We start from the raw sequence: 17,475 nt of genomic DNA, 5'->3' as shown, positions 1-17,475 counted from the left end.
AGGAACAGAAATGATTATTGAAAACTCCGGATTAAACGGCGTTCAGAGCGAGCTGCACCATCTGGACGATGCGGCCGAAAAGGTCGGTTTCGTTCGTTGGCAATGGGAATATTATCGCGCTACATATGATTTGAAATTAACGGATCGGGCCAGCGGCTCCGACTACTTCCTGCGCATCAACACGCGCGCGATCGAGGGCAAGCTGGAGAACCCGCATGCCGTTCTCAATATCGAAGCGGTCTATATCGGACGCTCTACATTCCCGCACGGCATGGAATACGAGTCCCCGGTTCCGAAGCATATCATGGATACGGCTGCGCAGCGTCTAGACCAACTGAAGAAACAACTTCTGTAAGAGGTGTCGGCATGAAGGCGACAGGGAACGGTAGCAGAGGCAGACCGGACTTTCTGCTGCTCATCATGACACTGATGCTCGTAGGCTTTGGACTTGTGATGGTGTTCAGCGCCAGCTCCGGAATCGCGGTATTATCGCCGAAATTCGACAATGATGCCCTATACTTCACCAAGCGGCAGCTTGTCTTCGCCATATTTGGCATATTTATGATGTTTTTCATTATGAACCTGCGTTATCAGTTTTTTAAACGCGGGTTCGTTTTGCTTCTGATCCCGGTCCTGCTGATGCTGCTGCTCGTACCGTTCGTCAGCGAGGAAGTGAATGGTGCCCGCAGTTGGTTTCACATTGGCCCGATCGGGCTGCAGCCGACGGAATTTGCCAAGCTGACGCTTATCCTTTATCTCGGATCTCTGATCACGAAGAAGGAAGAGAAGTTTCGGGAATTCAAACGGGGCTTATTGCCTGTCATTCTCATCATTTGCTTCTTCTGCGGTCTTATTATGCTCCAGCCGGATTTAGGCTCCAGTATGGTACTGGCCGCGTGCGCAACGATTATGATACTGACAGGCGGCGCCAATCTCAAACAAGTGCTGCTTGCCGGCTCGGTCGCCGCTGTCGCCATCACGTTGATGGTAAGCGTGTCGATGGCGATCAATCCCGCGCCATGGCAATATCGGGTAAACCGTTTCACGGCATTTATGGATCCCATGGGCAACGCGCAGGATGGCGCGTTCCAATTGATCTCCGCTTTGCAAGCGCTTGGACATGGCGGTCTGACGGGCGCCGGATTCGGGGGAAGCGTGCAGAAGCTGCACTATTTGGATTACGCTTATAACGATTTTATTTTTGCCGTTATTGCCGAAGAATTCGGATTTATCGGCAGTGCATTGTTTTTATTGTTTTTCCTGGTGTTTTTGTGGAGGGGACTGCTCGTCGCGCTTCGTTGCCCGGATTTGTACGGCACTGTCGTAGGCGCGGGCATCGTCGGCCTCTTCGCGATCCAGGCATTTATCAATATCGGCGGCGTAACCGGAACCATTCCGATAACCGGCGTCACGCTGCCCTTTATAAGCTCCGGCGGATCTTCGCTCCTCGTCAGTCTCATGAGCATGGGCGTTCTGCTCAGCATCTCCCGCGAGTCCAATCGTTTGCCGGAGAAGACAGAGAAACAATCGACGAGGTTAATAAGGCCGCACTGAGGCGCTGCGCGCACAATCAAAAAGGCACTTGCCCGGATAACAGGGAAAGTGCCTTCTTCATGTATATAAAAATCGCTTATTTCAACCGTTGCTGAATCTCTTCCGGTTCTTCTTCCTTGAAGGCAACGCCCTCCACCTTCACATTTACCTCTACCACTTGCAAGCCGGTCATATTTTCGACGGATTCTCGCACGTTTAATTGAAGCTGACGGCACACTTCCTGAATCGGAATGCCATAATGAACGATAATTCGCAAGTCGATGGCCGCTTCGAGCTGCCCAACCTCGACCGATACGCCTCTCTGCGCATTCTTGCCGCTGAGACGCTTTGCCAGCCCTTCGGAGATCCCGCCCGACATGGCGGCAATGCCTGGAGTTTCAAGAGCTGCAAGTCCTGCTATAGTCGCTACAACGTCGTCAGAAATTCGGATAATGCCTGTTTGAAGATCCTCGGTCATGTCTATCACTCCTCAAATTTACCATATATCATGTATTGTAAAGGAATGGGCGTAATGAAGCAAGGAGCAGTATCACTGACAAATGGTAAAAATACCTCTCCGAGCTAATCGGTTTATTGGCATGAAAAAAGCAGCCCTCTAAAGGCTGCCCTTCCGATCAAGCGCTTCATATAACACAGCGAGATTGCGCTCCAACCTGCTGACGATCTCCTTGCCCGTTTGCTCCGTTATGAGACCGGCACGCGTGGCAAAGTCGACCTCGCGCGAGAATCCATACATCTGCGTATCGAGCACTTCCTCGTACAGAGGGCACTGACGAGTTGTCAGGTTCTCCATCTGCACCTCAATCAACTTCTCTATCTTACTTGCATCTTCCTGTAGAAGGCGCAACGCTCTCTCCTGCAACTTATCAGCAACTTCCGGTGCGGACATGTTTCTCCCCCCTGTGACTCTTGCCTCCAGCATATATACCTTTTATATTAGACGAAATCATCGGAATAAACAAGGATAAAACAGAAAAAGCGCCTCCTCCATACGGAAGAAGCGCTGGTCACGCCCGTGCTAAAGATTAATCCGAAATAACATTAACGTTAAGATTGTGTTTCGCGAACACGGCTGCCATTGCTTTTTTAGCCTCTTCCGCGTCCGGTCCGTGTACATGAAGCTCGTAGGAATGACCGCCGACCAAAGTCGTGAACAGACCCAGGATACTCTTTACGTCGATATATTTGCTCTCGGCTTGTAATACGATCGATGAAGTAAATTGGCTGGCTGTTTGGGAGATTTCTACAATTGCTGCGTTATTGGACATGGGCGTTCCCTCCAGTTGAATTAGTAATGCTTTCCTTTGTCACCATGATACTCTGAATCGTGGTATCCATCAAGGGGGCTGGTGAAAAAAACGCTTCATTAGCAATTATTTCAAGCGATCCGGGTTCAATCCTTCCAATTCCGACAGAACGAACAATCCGTCCTTGCGGATCAGCACGTCGTCAAAATAAATTTCGCCGCCGCCATATTCCGGACGTTGGATGAGCACGAGGTCCCAGTGAATGGAGGAGCGGTTGCCGTTGTCCGTCTCTTCGTACGCCTGACCCGGCGTAAAGTGCAGACTGCCTGCAATCTTCTCATCGAACAAAATATCGTTCATGGGATGCAAAATGTAAGGGTTGAAGCCGATCGCGAATTCGCCGACGTAGCGCGCTCCTTCGTCGCTGTCCAGTATTTCGTTCAAGCGTGCCGAATCGTTGCTCTCCGCCTTGACAATCCGCCCATTTTCGAACGTCAGCGTCACGTTCTGGAACGAGGTGCCGGAATATTCGCTAGGCGAATTGTAGGCAATAGTGCCGTTTACGGAATCCCGCACCGGCGCAGAGAATACTTCTCCGTCGGGGATGTTGCGATGGCCGCAGCATTTTTTGGAACCGATGTCCTTGATGGAGAAGCGGAGATCCGTGCCCGGGGATACTATGCGCACGCGGTCCGTCCGGTTCATCAACGCCTGCAACGGGTCCATCGCCTTCTCCATGCGGGAATAATCCAGATTGCATACGTCGAAGTAAAAATCCTCGAACGCCTCCGTGCTCATTTTCGCAAGCTGTGCCATGGAAGGGTTCGGATACCTTAGAACGACCCACTTGGTTTTCTTTACGCGTTGTTCCATATGTACGGGATTCCGGTAGATTCGATCATACAGCTTCATTTTATCGTCCGGCACGTCGGACAAGTCATTTGCATTGTCGCCGGATCGAACCCCAATGTACGCCTGCATATTTTTCATACGTTCCAGATCAAGCTCAGCCCAAAGCCGAAGTTGCTCCTCCGACGCATGAATCAGCATCGTTCGCAAAATGGATCGGTCGCTGTATTCTACGAACGGTCTCCCGCCGCGCTTGGCGACCTCCTCGATCAAACATTTGGTCAATTCCTTTTCGCCGCCTATCATATCGATTAAGACGTTTTCCCCTGGCTGTATGTTCACCGAATACTGGACCAGGTTCTGGGCCAGCTTCTGCAATCTTGGATCTCTCATGTGCGTATCAGCTCCTTCTGATGGTGTTCGGCCCAAGGCCTGCCAATGATTCCCCGGGCATCCATCTTCATCCTAACATGATTCCTGCTTCATTGCACAGAGTCTTCGGCAGAGCCCTCGAACTTCTCGAATCGGACGGACGTATGCCGGGACTCCTTAATCGGCGTACCGCCGCGTTCGTATTCGAAGCTTGTTAATTCCTCCATCTTGATGGGAAGCAGGCGCTGCTTGTCGATGACGATATCGTAACGAGAAGTCGCATGAAGCCGTGACAACATTTCCTCCAGCTCCTTCTTGGACTGCGCGAGGATGGTATCCCGCTTCTCGGATACGTTTAAAGCAATTAATGTGTCCGCTCCGGAAACGCCCGCGATATCGTCGAATTGCTGCCGAAGCAAGCTGTCCCAGCGAGCCGTTGTAACGTCCGATTTCTCTTCGACCCGAATCGTCAACGTCTTGATTGCTCCCGATTCCGTCTCCGTCACGCCCTCATGGATAATCGTTACGTCCGCATTGGCATCATTAAGCTTGCCAAGTACATCCACCGGATTCCAGCTTACGGGGTCCTGCTCATCGGATTGAATCGTTAGTTGCTTATGGCGGGTAACTTTGCCTTCGAACATCTGCGGCTTGAACATCAGCTCCTCGTTCATCCCCATGCTGATCGCTCCCGTGAAATGGTATTGATCCATGGCGGCCAGACCAGAATAGGCCATCGACAGCCACTCCTCCGGCGATCTATGATCCGCATCAGCTGCGCAGCCGGCAGCAGCAACCGACATTGTCAGCGTCAACAGTAACGCGGCGAACGCTCTCATTCGCACCGACTTCCTACACAAATCCATTCCCTCCCTGATTTCCCGCTTCTGCTTCTATCCTCCCAACATAAGCCCTATGTTATGCGTTAATTCGAAGAACTGAACAATCCAATGGTACAAAGAAAAGCGCCTCGCAAGAGGCGCCCGTCAGATTACAATCTATTTATGTCGAACTGCCGACTATGATACAGTTCCTGCCTTTGTTCTTGGCTTCGTACAGGGCCATGTCCGCTCTATAGAACAAGGATTCTACGCTTACCTTCTCCTGGTCAAAGGTCCACTCCGAGACGCCGCAGGACACCGTTACGGACGGTTCCGTTTCTTCGGCGACTTGCTTTCGGATACGTTCTGCGACTCGCAGCGCCTGCTCCGTGCGAACACCGGGCAGATAGATGGCAAGCTCCTCCCCGCCCCACCTGGCAGCGATATCGTCCTGGCGAATCGCCCCCGCAATAATACGGCTTACCTGGATGAGAATCCGATCCCCTACTTGATGGCCGTACGTATCGTTTACACGCTTGAAGAGATCAATATCGACGAGGATTAGCGAACCGAACGGATCCTTGCGCTGACGGCGCTGAATCTGCTCGTCCAGGTAGTGCCTGGCATGCAGCCCCGTCAAATTGTCGGTGATCACCATTCTTCGCACCTCGGCATGCAGCGACGCGTTTGTCACCGCTAATCCGATATGGGTGCTCATGACCTGCAGCAGCTTATAGTTCTCATAGGAGAAGAAATTTTGTTGCTTATGGGTCACGAGAATAACGCCAATTACTTCTCCGTCGCCGAAGATCGGCGCAGCGATCAGGGAGCGCGAGCCCGTATTGTCCATCAGCCTGGAGGATACGACTCTAGTATTCCAATAATCGGATATAATTAGAGGCTCCTTTGTTCGATAGATCATTCCGCAGAAACCGTACTCCGGCGAGAACGTCTCGCTGGCCATCGAGGGTATGTTGCTTGATTTCACCTCGAACACGTCTTTCTTGGGATTAAGCTGGAGCACGCAGCAATAATCGGCATCAAAGATCGTAAGCAGCTCCGTCGTCGCGAACTGGAATATCTCCCTCAGCTTAAGCGACTGATTGAGACGCTTGGTCATATCGTTAATAAGACGGAGCTCATTGATCAGCAGGTTGGACTGCTCGTACAACTTCGCGTTCTCGAAGGCCGAGCCTGCCGTGTCGGCAATAAGCAGGAACGCGGGGAGATCGAGCTCGTCGCTCCTTTTCCCCGCACTAATAATAATACACAATACGCCATACGCAGCTTGCTTGCCGGATAACGGGATCGCCACGCGGGTATTGCCGTCTCGATCCTTTTCCTTTGCGGGATTACCGTCCAGGAAAGCCTTGGCCACAATATCATGAGCCGTATTTTTAAAGACAAGCGGACGAATGCGGGGGTCGCCCTCCACATAATCCTGGGACAGATAGAGATATACTTCCGATTGCGGATATAACGTTTCCAGGCTGCGGAGCATCTCGTTTAGGACGGATGTAACGTCGATCTGGTCGTACAACCGCTTGGCCGCCTGAAAGAGCTCGTCCCTCCGGTTGGAATCCCGGCTGCTCCTTTCCTGCGTGAGCAGCAGATCCTTTACATACACCCGCTCGAATACGCGGTAGAAGCATCCCCGGTAATGCAGGGCTTGCGCGCCAAGTTCCCCTTCCCCCAATTGCGTACCCGCAGGAGCGACGTACACAAGAATAGCGAATAATTTATCGCAATGGCGACGGAAGATCGGGGTTCCCGCAACGAACCACTCCCCATACTCCATACTATAAAACGCAAGGTTGTCCAGAACGGACCTTACGGCGGTTTGTACAATTTCCTCGATTCCGGTTCCCGCTAAGGTTGAACTTTCGCTCGCGCCTGCCGAGCCGTGGCACTTCGCATCTTTGCCGTATATTCCGTATTGACCGCTTCGGAATGCCGTCATGCCCGATGCCTCCGCGCTCCATTCGAGAAATGCTTCCTCTAACAAGGCAGGAAGATAAGGCTCGTCCGCATCATGAATATCTTCATTGGCTAACCAGATGGAATGGCGTTCCTTTCGGTCATTGACCATGCAGCACCTTACCCTTCCTCAGTTGTAACAGGGCGATGAGATTGCTAATTCTATCAACATCATACTTTATTTTTATGATTTTTGCACTAGTCTTTCCATATTTTATAGGACTTTAGCCACCTTTTATGGAGTGATAGGGTTTTGAAATTCGAAGACGATTCTGCTATCCGCACAATCCTCCTTGACTTTTCCGCTATAAATCATATAATATTTATTGTTGAATACATGGGCGTACGGTTTTGTGTCACCCTCAGGAATAAGGTTCGCTGCATGGCCAGCGGCTGAAGTGTCATCAGGGACGAGAATTGACTTGTCCACCCGAACGTTATTCCGCGAAACACAACCCCATTCTCAAAATTTACTTTGTTGAAGGAGTTAATACGAGACATGGCACGTTATACAGGACCTAAATTTAAACTTAGCCGCCGCCTTGGCATTTCCCTTAGCGGTACTGGCAAAGACTTGAAACGCCCTTTCCCTCCGGGACAGCACGGCCCTAACCAACGCAAAAAGCTTAGCGGCTACGGCGTTCAATTGCAAGAGAAACAAAAGCTTCGCCACATGTACGGCATGAACGAGAAGCAATTCCGCAATCTGTTCGACAAAGCTGCCAAAATGAAAGGTATCGCCGGCGAAAACTTCATGGCGTTGCTGGAAAGCCGCCTGGACAACCTGGTATACCGTCTGGCATTCGCGAACTCCCGTGCGGGCGCTCGTCAGCTTGTTGCCCACGGTCACGTTACCGTTAACGGCAAAAAAGTCGACATCGCTTCCTACACAGTGGCAGTTGGCGACGTTATCGGTCTTCGCGAGCGCAGCCGCGGCCTGAAATCCATCAAGGAAGCTCTGGAAGGTCGTCATCACCTCCCGAACTACCTGGAATTCAGCGAGCAAGCTGTAGAAGGCAAATACGTGCGTCTTCCTGACCGCGCCGAGCTTTCGCAAGAAATCGATGAGAAACAAATCGTCGAGTTCTACAGTCGTTAATCGCCTGAAGAACGCTATTTACGAAGAAAAAGCCTTGAACCCGGCCGGGTTCAAGGCTTTTTTAGTAGTTGCCCAGAGGCACATTCGCTGGATACGTTCCCTCTGCTATTTGTCTGTTTTTGGTGCTTCCGTTGCTGCGGGAGCGATAGCCGGCTTGATTTTCGCTATAGCGGCTTCCACAGTATTAGGTGCAACCGGCGCTGACGGAGCGATCGCCTTCGACGTCAACCCTTGAATCAACTGGTTCACGTCGATGCCGGATACGCTTTTTAGCATCTCAGGCGCTGTCGACATCAACGAGGTTACGTAATTGCTTAATCGTGCCGCTCCTTCTCCGTTGCCCGTATCGACAACGGTCAGCTTATCGATCGAGCTGATCGGCTCGGCAACCTTGCCAGCGAGCTCTGGCAGCATTTTGACGATAATATCCAGGACGGCCGCTTCTCCGAACTTCGCGAACGCTTCCGCCAGCTTTTCCTTCGCCTCGGCTTCCGCGAGACCGCGCAGCCGGATAACCTCCGCCTCCGCCGTACCTTTGGCTTTCTCCGCTTCCGCCACCGCAAGACCTTCCAATCGTTTCTGAGCCGCTGACGCCTTGGCTTCCGCTTCAATCCGGTATTGCAGCGCATCGGCCTCGCGAATCCGCTTGGCCTTGTCTGCTTCCGCCGCTTGTTCGACGGCGTAACGATCGGCGTCCGCCTTCTTCTTGACCTCGGCGTCATATTGTTTCTCGCGACGCAGAATCTCTTTGCCTTCCAGGTCGATCTCGCGTTCCTTGCGGACGAGCTCTACCTTCATTTGCTCCTCGACTACGCTTTGCTTCGCACGCGCTTCTTGAATAGAGTACGCTTGGTCGGCTTCCGCCTTTGCCGTATCCTGATCGCGCTTGAAGGAGGCTACCTTCATTTCTTTATCCTTCTCGGCTTCCGCGATGTTTGTATCGCGCAGCAGCTCCGCCTTCTGTCCGGCTTCCGCTGCATGCGCCTTCTGAATTCTCGCATCCCGTACGGCTTCGGCTTCTGCGATGTCGGCATCGCGCTTGACGGCTGCGATACGCGGCTTGCCGAGAGCATCCAGATAACCGTGTTTGTCGCGCAGATCCTTGATTGTAAACGAAACGATCTGCAAGCCCATCTTCTTCAAATCCTTCGCCGCCACGCCCTGCACCTCTTGCGCGAACTTATCGCGGTTACGGTACACTTCTTCTACCGTCATTGAACCGAGAATCGCGCGCAGATGACCTTCAAGCACTTCTTGGGCTTCGCTCTTTAATCCTTCTGTCGGCTTGCCAAGGAACTGCTCCGCGGCAGTCGCCACGTCTTCCATCGCGCCGCCGATCTTGATGATCGCCACGCCATCGGCCATGACGGGAACGCCTTGCTCCGTATATACTTCCGGCGTAGATACGTCCAGCTTGTGGGACAAGAGCGACAAGTACTCGGCCTTCTGGAATACCGGCAGGATGAAGGCGCCTCCGCCTCGAATGATTTTTACCTTGCGGCCCGATTCGTCCACGAGCGAGTTGCGGGATCCAAGGAACGATCCCGTGACGAGCATCGCCTCGTCCGGACTCACCGTCTTGTACCTCGCCCAGAAGGCAAGACCCAATACGACAAGCACACCTACAACGATAAGGGGAATGATCAAATATTCTGGCAAATTCATGTACAGCATGACTCCTCTCGCATTAAAGTTTGTTTTCGTCTGCCTCGCTAGACCGACAGATTCACTTCTGAGACGTACAGCACGCTGTCCTTCACTTCCACGACGACGACTTTCGCCGAACCGGATATGGGCTGCTGATCGAAGCTGGCCGCGATTTGGTTCGTTACGCCCGCACCTGCCCGTATCATCACTTCTCCATAACCTGTCGCAGGGATCGGAATCGTTACCTCGCCGAGCGTGCCGGCCAGGGATTGGAGCGTGAACGCAATGGAGTTCTCGCTATTCTCCATGGGCCTTACGTACAGGAAGAACACCGCCGCTCCAAGAGCGATGGCAATCAGGACGGCGAGCAGCACGACAATCCATTCGCCTAGCGATGTGTAGCGGGTCAGCATAAGTCCGGCTCCTCCGAAAGCCGTAATGCCCCCGAACAAAGTCATCGGGCTCAGGAAGGCGGGACCTTCCAGCGACAAGAAGTCAAGCGCTCCTTCCATGGCTTGGCTGAGCCAATCTCCGAATATGACGCTGACAATCGCGAACAGGATGCCTAGCGCCAGACAGGATAAAAATAACGTTTCCATCTTCCACCTCCATCCCATGGTCTCCAGAACCTGTAATCTTTACCGTAATTAATACGGCCGACCTGCTACAAAAGTTGCTAAAAAAATTCGACAAACTTCACTTTCTTTCAGGCTTTTTTCAATTAATGACATGAAAACTCTCCCCCTTTACTTATTATACAAAACTTTTCCGCCTCGTCATGCGTTTAACAATAAGATAAGATTCTTTTTTCTTGCCGCCAATCCGTAACGAACTGTAACGGCACAGCTCTGCTGAACGGCCGGATACATGAACCGAATATCGTTTTGTGCTATAATGGTAATGCTATTTTGGAGGAGGAGTTATAAGCATGCAAGAGGATACAAAGCCATCGCGGAAGCCCTACGGCAAATGGCGAATGTTCGGACTAGTATCATTTATCACGGTAAAATGGATTATTTACTTCGGCATCTTCTTCGGCCTGCTCGCAGGAGGAGCCGTAACGGGTTATGTCGCCGCTCTCGTCAAAGACGAGGAAGTACGGCCGCAATCCGTCATTCAGGACAAAGTCGGCGAATATTCGATGACGGGTTATGTCTACTTCAACGACGACTCGCTGGTCGGCCAGCTCCGGACAGACGAAGACCGGATCGTTGTGGAATACGACGACATCCCGCAGAGCGTCATTAACGCGCTGCTGGCAACGGAGGACAATGAGTTCTTCGAACATAAAGGCGTAAGCGTCAACGGTCTCGGCCGCGCCGTCAAGCAAAAGCTGTTTAATGAAGATACGCAGACGGGCGGCAGTACGCTGACCCAGCAGCTCGCCAGACGGGTGTTTCTCAACCTGGACAAAACGGACAGCCGCAAAATCAAAGAAATATTTTTGTCGCTCAGGATGGAACGGTACTTAACGAAAAAAGAAATATTGGCTGCCTACTTGAACAAGATGCCGTTCGGCAACGGATCCAACGGTTATCAGGTATTCGGCATTCAAGCCGCTGCCAAGGGCATATTCGGAATCAGCGATCTCAGCAAGCTCAATATTGCCCAGTCGGCTTATCTGGCCGGCTTGCCGCAACTCCCATCCTTGTACAATGCTTTCACGGGGACGGGCAAATTTAATGAAGCCGGCTTCGAACGCGCAGTAAAGCGTCAGCAGCTCGTATTGTCGCGAATGCTGGAAACGGGCAGAATTACGCAGGCGGAATACGATGAAGCGATTAAATTCGATACAAGAGCCTCAATTGCTCCGCCAAGCGAGAAAGCCTATACGACTTACCCTTACCTCATGCTGGAGGCGGAGCGTCAGGCGGCCGAAGCCCTGCTCATGCAGGAGGACCCTACCTTGACGAAAGAAGCTCTTCGCGGCAAGGAGAACGCGGAGCTGATCGAGCAGGCAAGGGAACAGTTGCTTCGTGGCGGATATCACGTCTACACCACGATCGACAAGCAAGTGTACGACATCATGCGCAAGATCGGCAGCAACGAAGAAAACTTCACGCCTTACAGCGAGAAGAAGGGTCTGGAGCAGACTGCCGCTATCATGCTTGATCATAAGACCGGCGCCATTATCGGCATGCTGGAAGGGCGCGACTTCTACGAGGAGCAGATGAACTTCGCGACGCAGATGATCCGCCAGCCGGGCTCCACGATGAAGACGCTGGCTGCCTATCTGCCTGCCATCGATTCCGGCATAATCCAGCCGGCGAGCATCATCGACGATGCCCCGCTCGTGCTCAGCGACGGACAGAAGGGTTATCATATCCCGATGAACGTCAATCGGAAGTTCACGGGACTCGTAACGGCGCGCGACGCGCTAAACCGCTCCATGAACTTGCCGGCACTGAAAATTTTCAACGAAGAAGTAACGATCGAAAAGGCTTGGGAGTTCGTCCGGGAGCTCGGCATCACCACGCTGCAGCCTGAGGACGCGTATTCCCAGACCGGCGTTATCGGCGGACTGCGGCTCGGCGTCTCGGTGGAGGAGATGACCAATGCTTACGGCGCCATCCCGAATCAAGGCGTATTCAACGACGCATACATGATCGAAAAAATTACGGACGCAAATGGCAAGATCGTATACGAGCATAAAGCTCAGCCTAAGCAAGTATTTTCGGAGCAGACGGCCTTCCTGATGACCGACATGTTGAGGACGGTTATTTCCAGCCCTTCGGGCTCAGGCAACGCCATCTCGAAGCAATTCAAACAATATGGCAAAATTCCGATCGCAGGCAAAACAGGTTCTACGCAAAGCTACGGCGATGTCTGGTTCATGGGTTTCTCTCCTGATGTTACGCTAGGCGTTTGGGCCGGCTATGAGGAGCAAGTCAATTCCCTGTCCAACAACGGCCGAACAAGGGCACGTTCGATCTGGACGCTAATTATGAACGAGGTGTCGGAACAGAAGCCCGGCCTGTTTAATACAGAAGAATTCCCGAAGCCGGACGGCATCGTCAAGGCTACCGTATCATCGGCAAGCGGTCTTCTGCCAAGCTCGCTGACGAGTTCGGCAGGCATGTCCGTCACGGACTGGTTCAACAAGGAGTTTTTGCCTAAGAAGAAGGACGACGCACTCGTCAGTATGAAGCTTATTACGTACAAAGGCATCAACTACGTGCCTAACGAGCTTACGCCGGACGATATGCTCAAGGAAAAGGTCGTCATTAAGCGCAAAAAGCCGTTGGACGAACTTATGGATGAAATTCAAGCAGCGCAAGCGAAGCTGCCGGCCAGCAGCAGACGTCCAATGGAAATCTATATTCCGGCTGATGCGGGCAACGATGCTCCGTCCAAGACGGATCCGCGCAGTGATGACGGCGCAGCCCCTGCTCCGCCGGTCGACGTAAAGATGGCTCAAGGCGGCAATGGCTCGCTGACGATTACGTTCAAGGACAGCCCGTCGGCGGATGTGGTCGGTTATCGAATCTACCGCTCTACGAATGCGGGGGCTTACGAGAAGTTCGGCAGCTCGCTGCTGTTCGGAGATGATTATTCGTCATCCTTTACGGCGTCCGCGACTGAGAGCACAACCTATTATGTTGTGGCGGTCGACGTTGTCGGCAAGGAATCGGCTCCTAGCGCGATTATGTCAAACGGCGTGGTGCCTGGCTTACCAGAAATCCCTTCCATCCCAGGACTGCCTGGCGACGGCAATGAAAGCGGCAACGAGGGTAACGGCGGTTCGGAGACGGGAGCTGCGCCTTCCGCTCCTACCGGCTTGCAGGCCGAAAGCTCTGCTCTAAGCGTAGTGGTGAGCTGGGCTGCGAACCCGGTGTCCGACCAAGTCACCACCTATCATATCTATTACAGCTCCGGCAATGATGACAATTACATGTTGCTGGGCTCGACATCGCAAACGAATTACGAGCATGTCTCGCCATTTGCGACAGGCACCTATTACATCGTAGCGGAAAATGCGGCAGGCCATTCGTCCCCTTCCTCGAAGATAAAGATCGTGGGCTGACGCCGAATCTGCTGCAGAATCAAACAGAAAGAAGGGTTATTCCGAGGTCGTGACCTGGGAATAACCCTTTTTAATGTCCTTAAACTTAATCTTCGATTGTGGACAGATCTCCCGTCGGCAGGTTAAGCTCCCACGCCTTCAGTACGCGCCGCATAATCTTGCCGCTGCGTGTCTTAGGCAGCTTATCCTTAAATTCGATCTCGCGAGGAGCGGCATGTGCCGACAAGCCGACCTTGACGAATTGGGAAATCTCCTTCTTAAGTTCCTCAGTCGGCTCGTAGCCTTCGCGAAGCGCAATGAACGCCTTAATAATCTCGCCGCGCACCATGTCCGGCTTGCCGATGACGCCCGCTTCCGCTACGGCAGGATGCTCGACGAGCTTGCTTTCAACCTCGAACGGTCCTACGCGTTCGCCTGCTGTATTGATAACGTCGTCGATACGTCCCTGGAACCAGAAGTAGCCGTCTTCATCCATATATGCAGAGTCACCGGACACGTACCACCCCTTCAAGCGGAAATATTCCTCGTACTTGGAAGGATTGTTCCATACCTTGCGCATCATGGCAGGCCAAGGCGTCTGAATGGCCAGATTGCCCATCCGGTAAGGAGGCACTTCGTTGCCGTTGTCGTCAATGATCGCAGCGCGAACGCCCGGAAGCGGCTTGCCCATGGAGCCTGGCTTAATATCCATGCTCGGATAGTTGCAAATGAGCTGTCCGCCAGTTTCCGTCATCCACCAAGTATCGTGAATGCGCTGACCGTATACCTTCATCCCCCAACGTACAACCTCTGGATTAAGCGGCTCTCCGACGCTCAGCACGTGTCGCAGGCTCGACAGGTCATACTGCTTGGACAGGTCGTCCCCTGCTCCCATCAACATGCGGAACGCGGTAGGCGCGCTGTACCATACCGTGACGCCGTACTTCTGAATGACGTTGTACCAGTCTGCGGGGCTAAATCGACCGCCGCGAATGACGTTGGTAGCTCCGTTAAGCCATGGTCCGAATATGCCGTAAGATGTGCCTGTGACCCAGCCCGGATCGGCCGTGCACCAGTATACGTCGTCTTCCTTAAGATCCAGGACGATCTGTCCGGTATACTTGTGCTGAATCATGGCGTTTTGAACGTGGAACACACCCTTTGGCTTGCCAGTGGAACCTGATGTATAATGGAGGATAAGTCCGTCTTCACGGTCCAGCCACTCGATCTCGGCTTTATCGGAAGCTGCGGACATCTCGCGCTTGAAGTTCACGATGCCTTCCTCTTCCGGAACATCGTTGCCGAAGACGATAATATGTTTTAACGCGGGCAACTCGTCTCGCTTAATGCGATGCAGCAGGGCGGGCGTCGTCACGATCGCGACCGCTTCGCTGTCTTGCAGACGATCCTTGACGGCCGTCTCCATAAACGCCTCGAACAACGGACCGACTACGGCGCCGATCTTTAAGACGCCGAGAACGCTGAAGTACAGCTCCGGCGTGCGCGGCATGAAGATGAAGACACGTTCGCCTTTGCCGATTCCGAGGCCGCGAAGAACGTTCGTGAAGCGATTCGATTGCTCGCTAAGCTGGCGGAACGTGTATGTTTCATCCCTTTCGCTGTCGCTGTAATGAAGGGCAATCTTATCCCCCTTACCGTTCTCGATATGGCGCTCGATCGCTTCGTATGCCATATTGACCTTGCCGTTCTCGGTCCAGCTGAACGTTCGTTCGATCTGATCCCACGAGAAGGAAGCGGCCGCTTCTTCGTAATTTTTAAGGTTGGGGTTTGTTGCCGTTGCGGGTATACGCTCTTGATGTAAGTTGCTCATACTATCACTCTCCCATCAAATCTGGAAATCGCCATCATAGGAAGGCGCTTACATAACACTTTTCCTATTATAACATAAGTCTATTCTATTCGACTACGCTTTTCATTTTCTTGATTGTTTGATATAAAGAGTAGTAAGAAGCAATCAAAATAAAGAAAAAAGCGATCACAATAATAACTTTCCCGAAAGAAAGGTGTTGATCACTTGGAACATCGCAAACGGCTCCAGACCGAGACGATCCCGATAAACGATAGCCGGGAGCTTGTCCTCGAAGGTCCTGTCCCTCCTTCCAGACTCGCGGATTACAAGATGCATGCAAAGCTTGATGCCTTCCGACGTCCAGCAGAGCAGCATGAAGCGCTGGTTGAAATCGCGGGACTTGCGGAAGGGCGCATCATCATCGCCCGAGAGGATGACTTGATTGTTGGATATGTAACCTTTCATTATCCCGATGAACTAGAGAGATGGTCGGAGGGCGGCATGGCCGACCTTGTAGAGCTTGGCGCAATCGAGGTTGCGAATGACTACCGCGCATACGGAATCGGCAAACGACTGATCGCTCTGGCTTTCGCCGAGGAGCAGCTGGAGAACATGATCGTATTTACGACGGAATATTATTGGCACTGGGACCTCGAAGGCACCAAGCTTAACGTATGGGATTATCGTAATATGATGGAACGATTGATGAAGTCCGCGGGCATGATCTGGTACGCGACGGACGATCCCGAGATCTGCTCGCATCCCGCCAATTGCCTCATGGTGCGGATCGGCAAGGAAGTTCCGTTATCATCCATCGAGCAATTCGACCGTGTCCGTTTCCGTAATCGATATATGTATTAACCGTAACGATATTCTCCGCGAGAAAGGAATGGCATTCGAAAATGGTATCCAACGCTATCTTCATCCATCATTCCGATTCATCCCGTTACAAATTTAATGAGGACCACCCTTTTGACCCCATACGCCAGACGTTGACGATCGACCTGCTTAAGGAAGCGGGCGCCTTAACGGATCGCGAGCTGCTATCTCCAAATATCGTCTGCAACGACGAATTGCTGCAGCTCGTTCATCGGCCTGATTACGTAGACGCTGTCAAAGCATTAAACAATGAAGCCGATCCTCGCAGTCGGGCGGTAACCGCCGAGCAATATGGTCTCATGACGGAGGACACCCCTTTTTTCTCCGGCATGCACGAAGCGGCGTCAGCGATCGTGTCCGGCTCAGTAGCGGCCGCTGACGCCGTAATGAGCGGTCAGACGCTGCACGCCTTTCATCTGGCCGGCGGTCTGCATCACGCGTTCCCGGACAAAGCTTCGGGCTTCTGCGTCTATAACGACGCGGCAATCGCCATAGAGTACATCCGTGAGCGTTATGGAGCAAGAGTCTTGTATATCGATACGGACGTTCATCACGGCGACGGCGTCCAGTGGGTGTTCTACGCCGATCCCCATGTGTGCACCTACTCCATACACGAAACAGGCAAATATCTATTCCCGGGTACAGGATATGCAGCCGAGAAAGGAGCGGACAGCGGCTTCGGGACTTGCTTTAATATGCCGTTGGAACCGTTTACGGAAGACGAATCCTGGCTGGAGAGCTTCAACAATACGCTGCGCAAGGTCATCGCAACCTTTAAGCCGGATATCATCGTGAGCCAGCATGGCTGCGACGCGCATGCGTACGATCCTCTCTCCCATATTCACTGCAGCATGAATATCTATCGCGAAATTCCGGCCATTATACATGAGCTAGCGCATACGTACACAGGCGGAAAGTGGGTCGCGCTCGGCGGCGGCGGATATGACATATGGAGAGTTGTCCCCCGCGCCTGGTCCATGATCTGGCTGGAAATGAACGACCATCCTCTGGCAAGCCAATTTCGCGGCCCCGACAGCCCTCTGCTGCCTCAAAGCTGGATAGCCCGCTGGAAGGACCAGAGCCCCGCTCCCCTGCCGACGGCATGGCTGGATGGCGCGGACGACATCCCTCCCGTCCCGAGGCGCTCACAGATCGTGGAGAGCAATCGCATTACGCAAGGCATCGTCACGCAGGATCTATAAGGTAGTTCAAAAAGT

15 protein-coding genes are annotated in these 17,475 nt (G+C 52.7%); 6 read left to right on the top strand and 9 right to left on the bottom strand.

Annotated elements, in window-relative coordinates:
* The first annotated feature begins 10 nt into the window (after positions 1 to 10).
* Both H7F31_RS18385 and ftsW read left to right on the top strand, forming a co-directional pair.
* Positions 11 to 355, top strand: coding sequence for a YugN family protein (locus tag H7F31_RS18385; RefSeq protein ID WP_187099963.1), 345 nt, complete (start codon positions 11 to 13; stop codon positions 353 to 355).
* 11 nt (positions 356 to 366) lie between these two features.
* Positions 367 to 1,554: a putative lipid II flippase FtsW gene (gene ftsW, locus H7F31_RS18380; protein ID WP_087567760.1), complete on the top strand. Its 1,188-nt coding sequence runs from the start codon at positions 367 to 369 to the stop codon at positions 1,552 to 1,554.
* Between the two features lie 76 nt (positions 1,555 to 1,630).
* On the opposite strand, the gene H7F31_RS18375 is transcribed toward ftsW, so the two are convergent.
* The 6 genes from H7F31_RS18375 to H7F31_RS18350 all read right to left on the bottom strand — a co-directional run bounded on the left by H7F31_RS18375 (position 1,631) and on the right by H7F31_RS18350 (position 6,932).
* Positions 1,631 to 2,011 (bottom strand): Asp23/Gls24 family envelope stress response protein, encoded by a 381-nt coding sequence (locus tag H7F31_RS18375; RefSeq protein WP_087567759.1) that lies wholly within the window; start codon positions 2,009 to 2,011, stop codon positions 1,631 to 1,633.
* Between the two features lie 138 nt (positions 2,012 to 2,149).
* A complete protein-coding gene (locus H7F31_RS18370; RefSeq protein ID WP_087567758.1) occupies positions 2,150 to 2,443 on the bottom strand; it encodes an Fpa/YlaN family protein in 294 nt (97 codons plus the stop codon).
* Positions 2,444 to 2,579: 136 nt separating this feature from the next.
* Positions 2,580 to 2,822: an HPr family phosphocarrier protein gene (locus H7F31_RS18365; protein ID WP_087567757.1), complete on the bottom strand. Its 243-nt coding sequence runs from the start codon at positions 2,820 to 2,822 to the stop codon at positions 2,580 to 2,582.
* A gap of 105 nt (positions 2,823 to 2,927) precedes the next feature.
* Positions 2,928 to 4,043, bottom strand: a complete 1,116-nt coding sequence (locus H7F31_RS18360) for an aminopeptidase (RefSeq protein WP_187099961.1) — start codon at positions 4,041 to 4,043, stop codon at positions 2,928 to 2,930.
* Positions 4,044 to 4,132: 89 nt separating this feature from the next.
* Positions 4,133 to 4,861 (bottom strand): hypothetical protein, encoded by a 729-nt coding sequence (locus tag H7F31_RS18355; protein WP_187099959.1) that lies wholly within the window; start codon positions 4,859 to 4,861, stop codon positions 4,133 to 4,135.
* A 163-nt stretch (positions 4,862 to 5,024) separates the two neighbouring features.
* Positions 5,025 to 6,932 (bottom strand): sensor domain-containing diguanylate cyclase, encoded by a 1,908-nt coding sequence (locus H7F31_RS18350; RefSeq protein ID WP_187099957.1) that lies wholly within the window; start codon positions 6,930 to 6,932, stop codon positions 5,025 to 5,027.
* Between the two features lie 387 nt (positions 6,933 to 7,319).
* On the opposite strand from H7F31_RS18350, the gene rpsD reads away from it, so the two are divergent.
* The gene (gene rpsD / locus H7F31_RS18345; protein ID WP_087567753.1) at positions 7,320 to 7,919 is read left to right on the top strand and encodes a 30S ribosomal protein S4; all 600 of its coding nucleotides are present in this window, start codon (positions 7,320 to 7,322) and stop codon (positions 7,917 to 7,919) included.
* Between the two features lie 105 nt (positions 7,920 to 8,024).
* Here rpsD and H7F31_RS18340 read toward each other — a convergent pair whose 3' ends face one another.
* Together H7F31_RS18340 and H7F31_RS18335 are read right to left on the bottom strand one after the other, a co-directional pair.
* Complete coding sequence (locus tag H7F31_RS18340) at positions 8,025 to 9,584, bottom strand: flotillin lipid rafts scaffold protein FloT (protein WP_187099955.1); 1,560 nt, start codon at positions 9,582 to 9,584, stop codon at positions 8,025 to 8,027.
* A 47-nt stretch (positions 9,585 to 9,631) separates the two neighbouring features.
* Positions 9,632 to 10,165, bottom strand: coding sequence for an NfeD family membrane protein (locus tag H7F31_RS18335; RefSeq protein WP_187099954.1), 534 nt, complete (start codon positions 10,163 to 10,165; stop codon positions 9,632 to 9,634).
* Between the two features lie 329 nt (positions 10,166 to 10,494).
* Between H7F31_RS18335 and H7F31_RS18330 the strand changes: the two genes are divergently transcribed.
* Positions 10,495 to 13,590 (top strand): transglycosylase domain-containing protein, encoded by a 3,096-nt coding sequence (locus H7F31_RS18330; protein WP_187099953.1) that lies wholly within the window; start codon positions 10,495 to 10,497, stop codon positions 13,588 to 13,590.
* Between the two features lie 85 nt (positions 13,591 to 13,675).
* Here H7F31_RS18330 and acsA read toward each other — a convergent pair whose 3' ends face one another.
* Positions 13,676 to 15,400, bottom strand: coding sequence for an acetate--CoA ligase (gene acsA / locus H7F31_RS18325; protein ID WP_187099952.1), 1,725 nt, complete (start codon positions 15,398 to 15,400; stop codon positions 13,676 to 13,678).
* A gap of 204 nt (positions 15,401 to 15,604) precedes the next feature.
* Between acsA and H7F31_RS18320 the strand changes: the two genes are divergently transcribed.
* Complete coding sequence (locus H7F31_RS18320; protein WP_261800040.1) at positions 15,605 to 16,240, top strand: GNAT family N-acetyltransferase; 636 nt, start codon at positions 15,605 to 15,607, stop codon at positions 16,238 to 16,240.
* A gap of 41 nt (positions 16,241 to 16,281) precedes the next feature.
* Complete coding sequence (locus H7F31_RS18315; RefSeq protein ID WP_187099951.1) at positions 16,282 to 17,460, top strand: acetoin utilization protein AcuC; 1,179 nt, start codon at positions 16,282 to 16,284, stop codon at positions 17,458 to 17,460.
* Positions 17,461 to 17,475 lie beyond the last annotated feature (15 nt).

Origin of the sequence: Paenibacillus sp. PAMC21692, assembly GCF_014303795.1 — a bacterium.
GTDB lineage: Bacteria > Bacillota > Bacilli > Paenibacillales > Paenibacillaceae > Pristimantibacillus > Pristimantibacillus agaridevorans.
The sequence above is the reverse complement of the archived record's forward strand: the minus strand, read 5'-3'. Positions and strand labels throughout refer to the sequence as shown.

Coding starts and splice junctions, on each gene's coding strand:
- H7F31_RS18385 (WP_187099963.1), top strand. CDS start 11: ATGATTATTGAAAACTCCGGATTAAACGGCGTTCAGAGCGAGCTGCAC.
- ftsW (WP_087567760.1), top strand. CDS start 367: ATGAAGGCGACAGGGAACGGTAGCAGAGGCAGACCGGACTTTCTGCTG.
- H7F31_RS18375 (WP_087567759.1), bottom strand. CDS start 2,011: ATGACCGAGGATCTTCAAACAGGCATTATCCGAATTTCTGACGACGTT.
- H7F31_RS18370 (WP_087567758.1), bottom strand. CDS start 2,443: ATGTCCGCACCGGAAGTTGCTGATAAGTTGCAGGAGAGAGCGTTGCGC.
- H7F31_RS18365 (WP_087567757.1), bottom strand. CDS start 2,822: ATGTCCAATAACGCAGCAATTGTAGAAATCTCCCAAACAGCCAGCCAA.
- H7F31_RS18360 (WP_187099961.1), bottom strand. CDS start 4,043: ATGAGAGATCCAAGATTGCAGAAGCTGGCCCAGAACCTGGTCCAGTAT.
- H7F31_RS18355 (WP_187099959.1), bottom strand. CDS start 4,861: ATGAGAGCGTTCGCCGCGTTACTGTTGACGCTGACAATGTCGGTTGCT.
- H7F31_RS18350 (WP_187099957.1), bottom strand. CDS start 6,932: ATGGTCAATGACCGAAAGGAACGCCATTCCATCTGGTTAGCCAATGAA.
- rpsD (WP_087567753.1), top strand. CDS start 7,320: ATGGCACGTTATACAGGACCTAAATTTAAACTTAGCCGCCGCCTTGGC.
- H7F31_RS18340 (WP_187099955.1), bottom strand. CDS start 9,584: ATGAATTTGCCAGAATATTTGATCATTCCCCTTATCGTTGTAGGTGTG.
- H7F31_RS18335 (WP_187099954.1), bottom strand. CDS start 10,165: ATGGAAACGTTATTTTTATCCTGTCTGGCGCTAGGCATCCTGTTCGCG.
- H7F31_RS18330 (WP_187099953.1), top strand. CDS start 10,495: ATGCAAGAGGATACAAAGCCATCGCGGAAGCCCTACGGCAAATGGCGA.
- acsA (WP_187099952.1), bottom strand. CDS start 15,400: ATGAGCAACTTACATCAAGAGCGTATACCCGCAACGGCAACAAACCCC.
- H7F31_RS18315 (WP_187099951.1), top strand. CDS start 16,282: ATGGTATCCAACGCTATCTTCATCCATCATTCCGATTCATCCCGTTAC.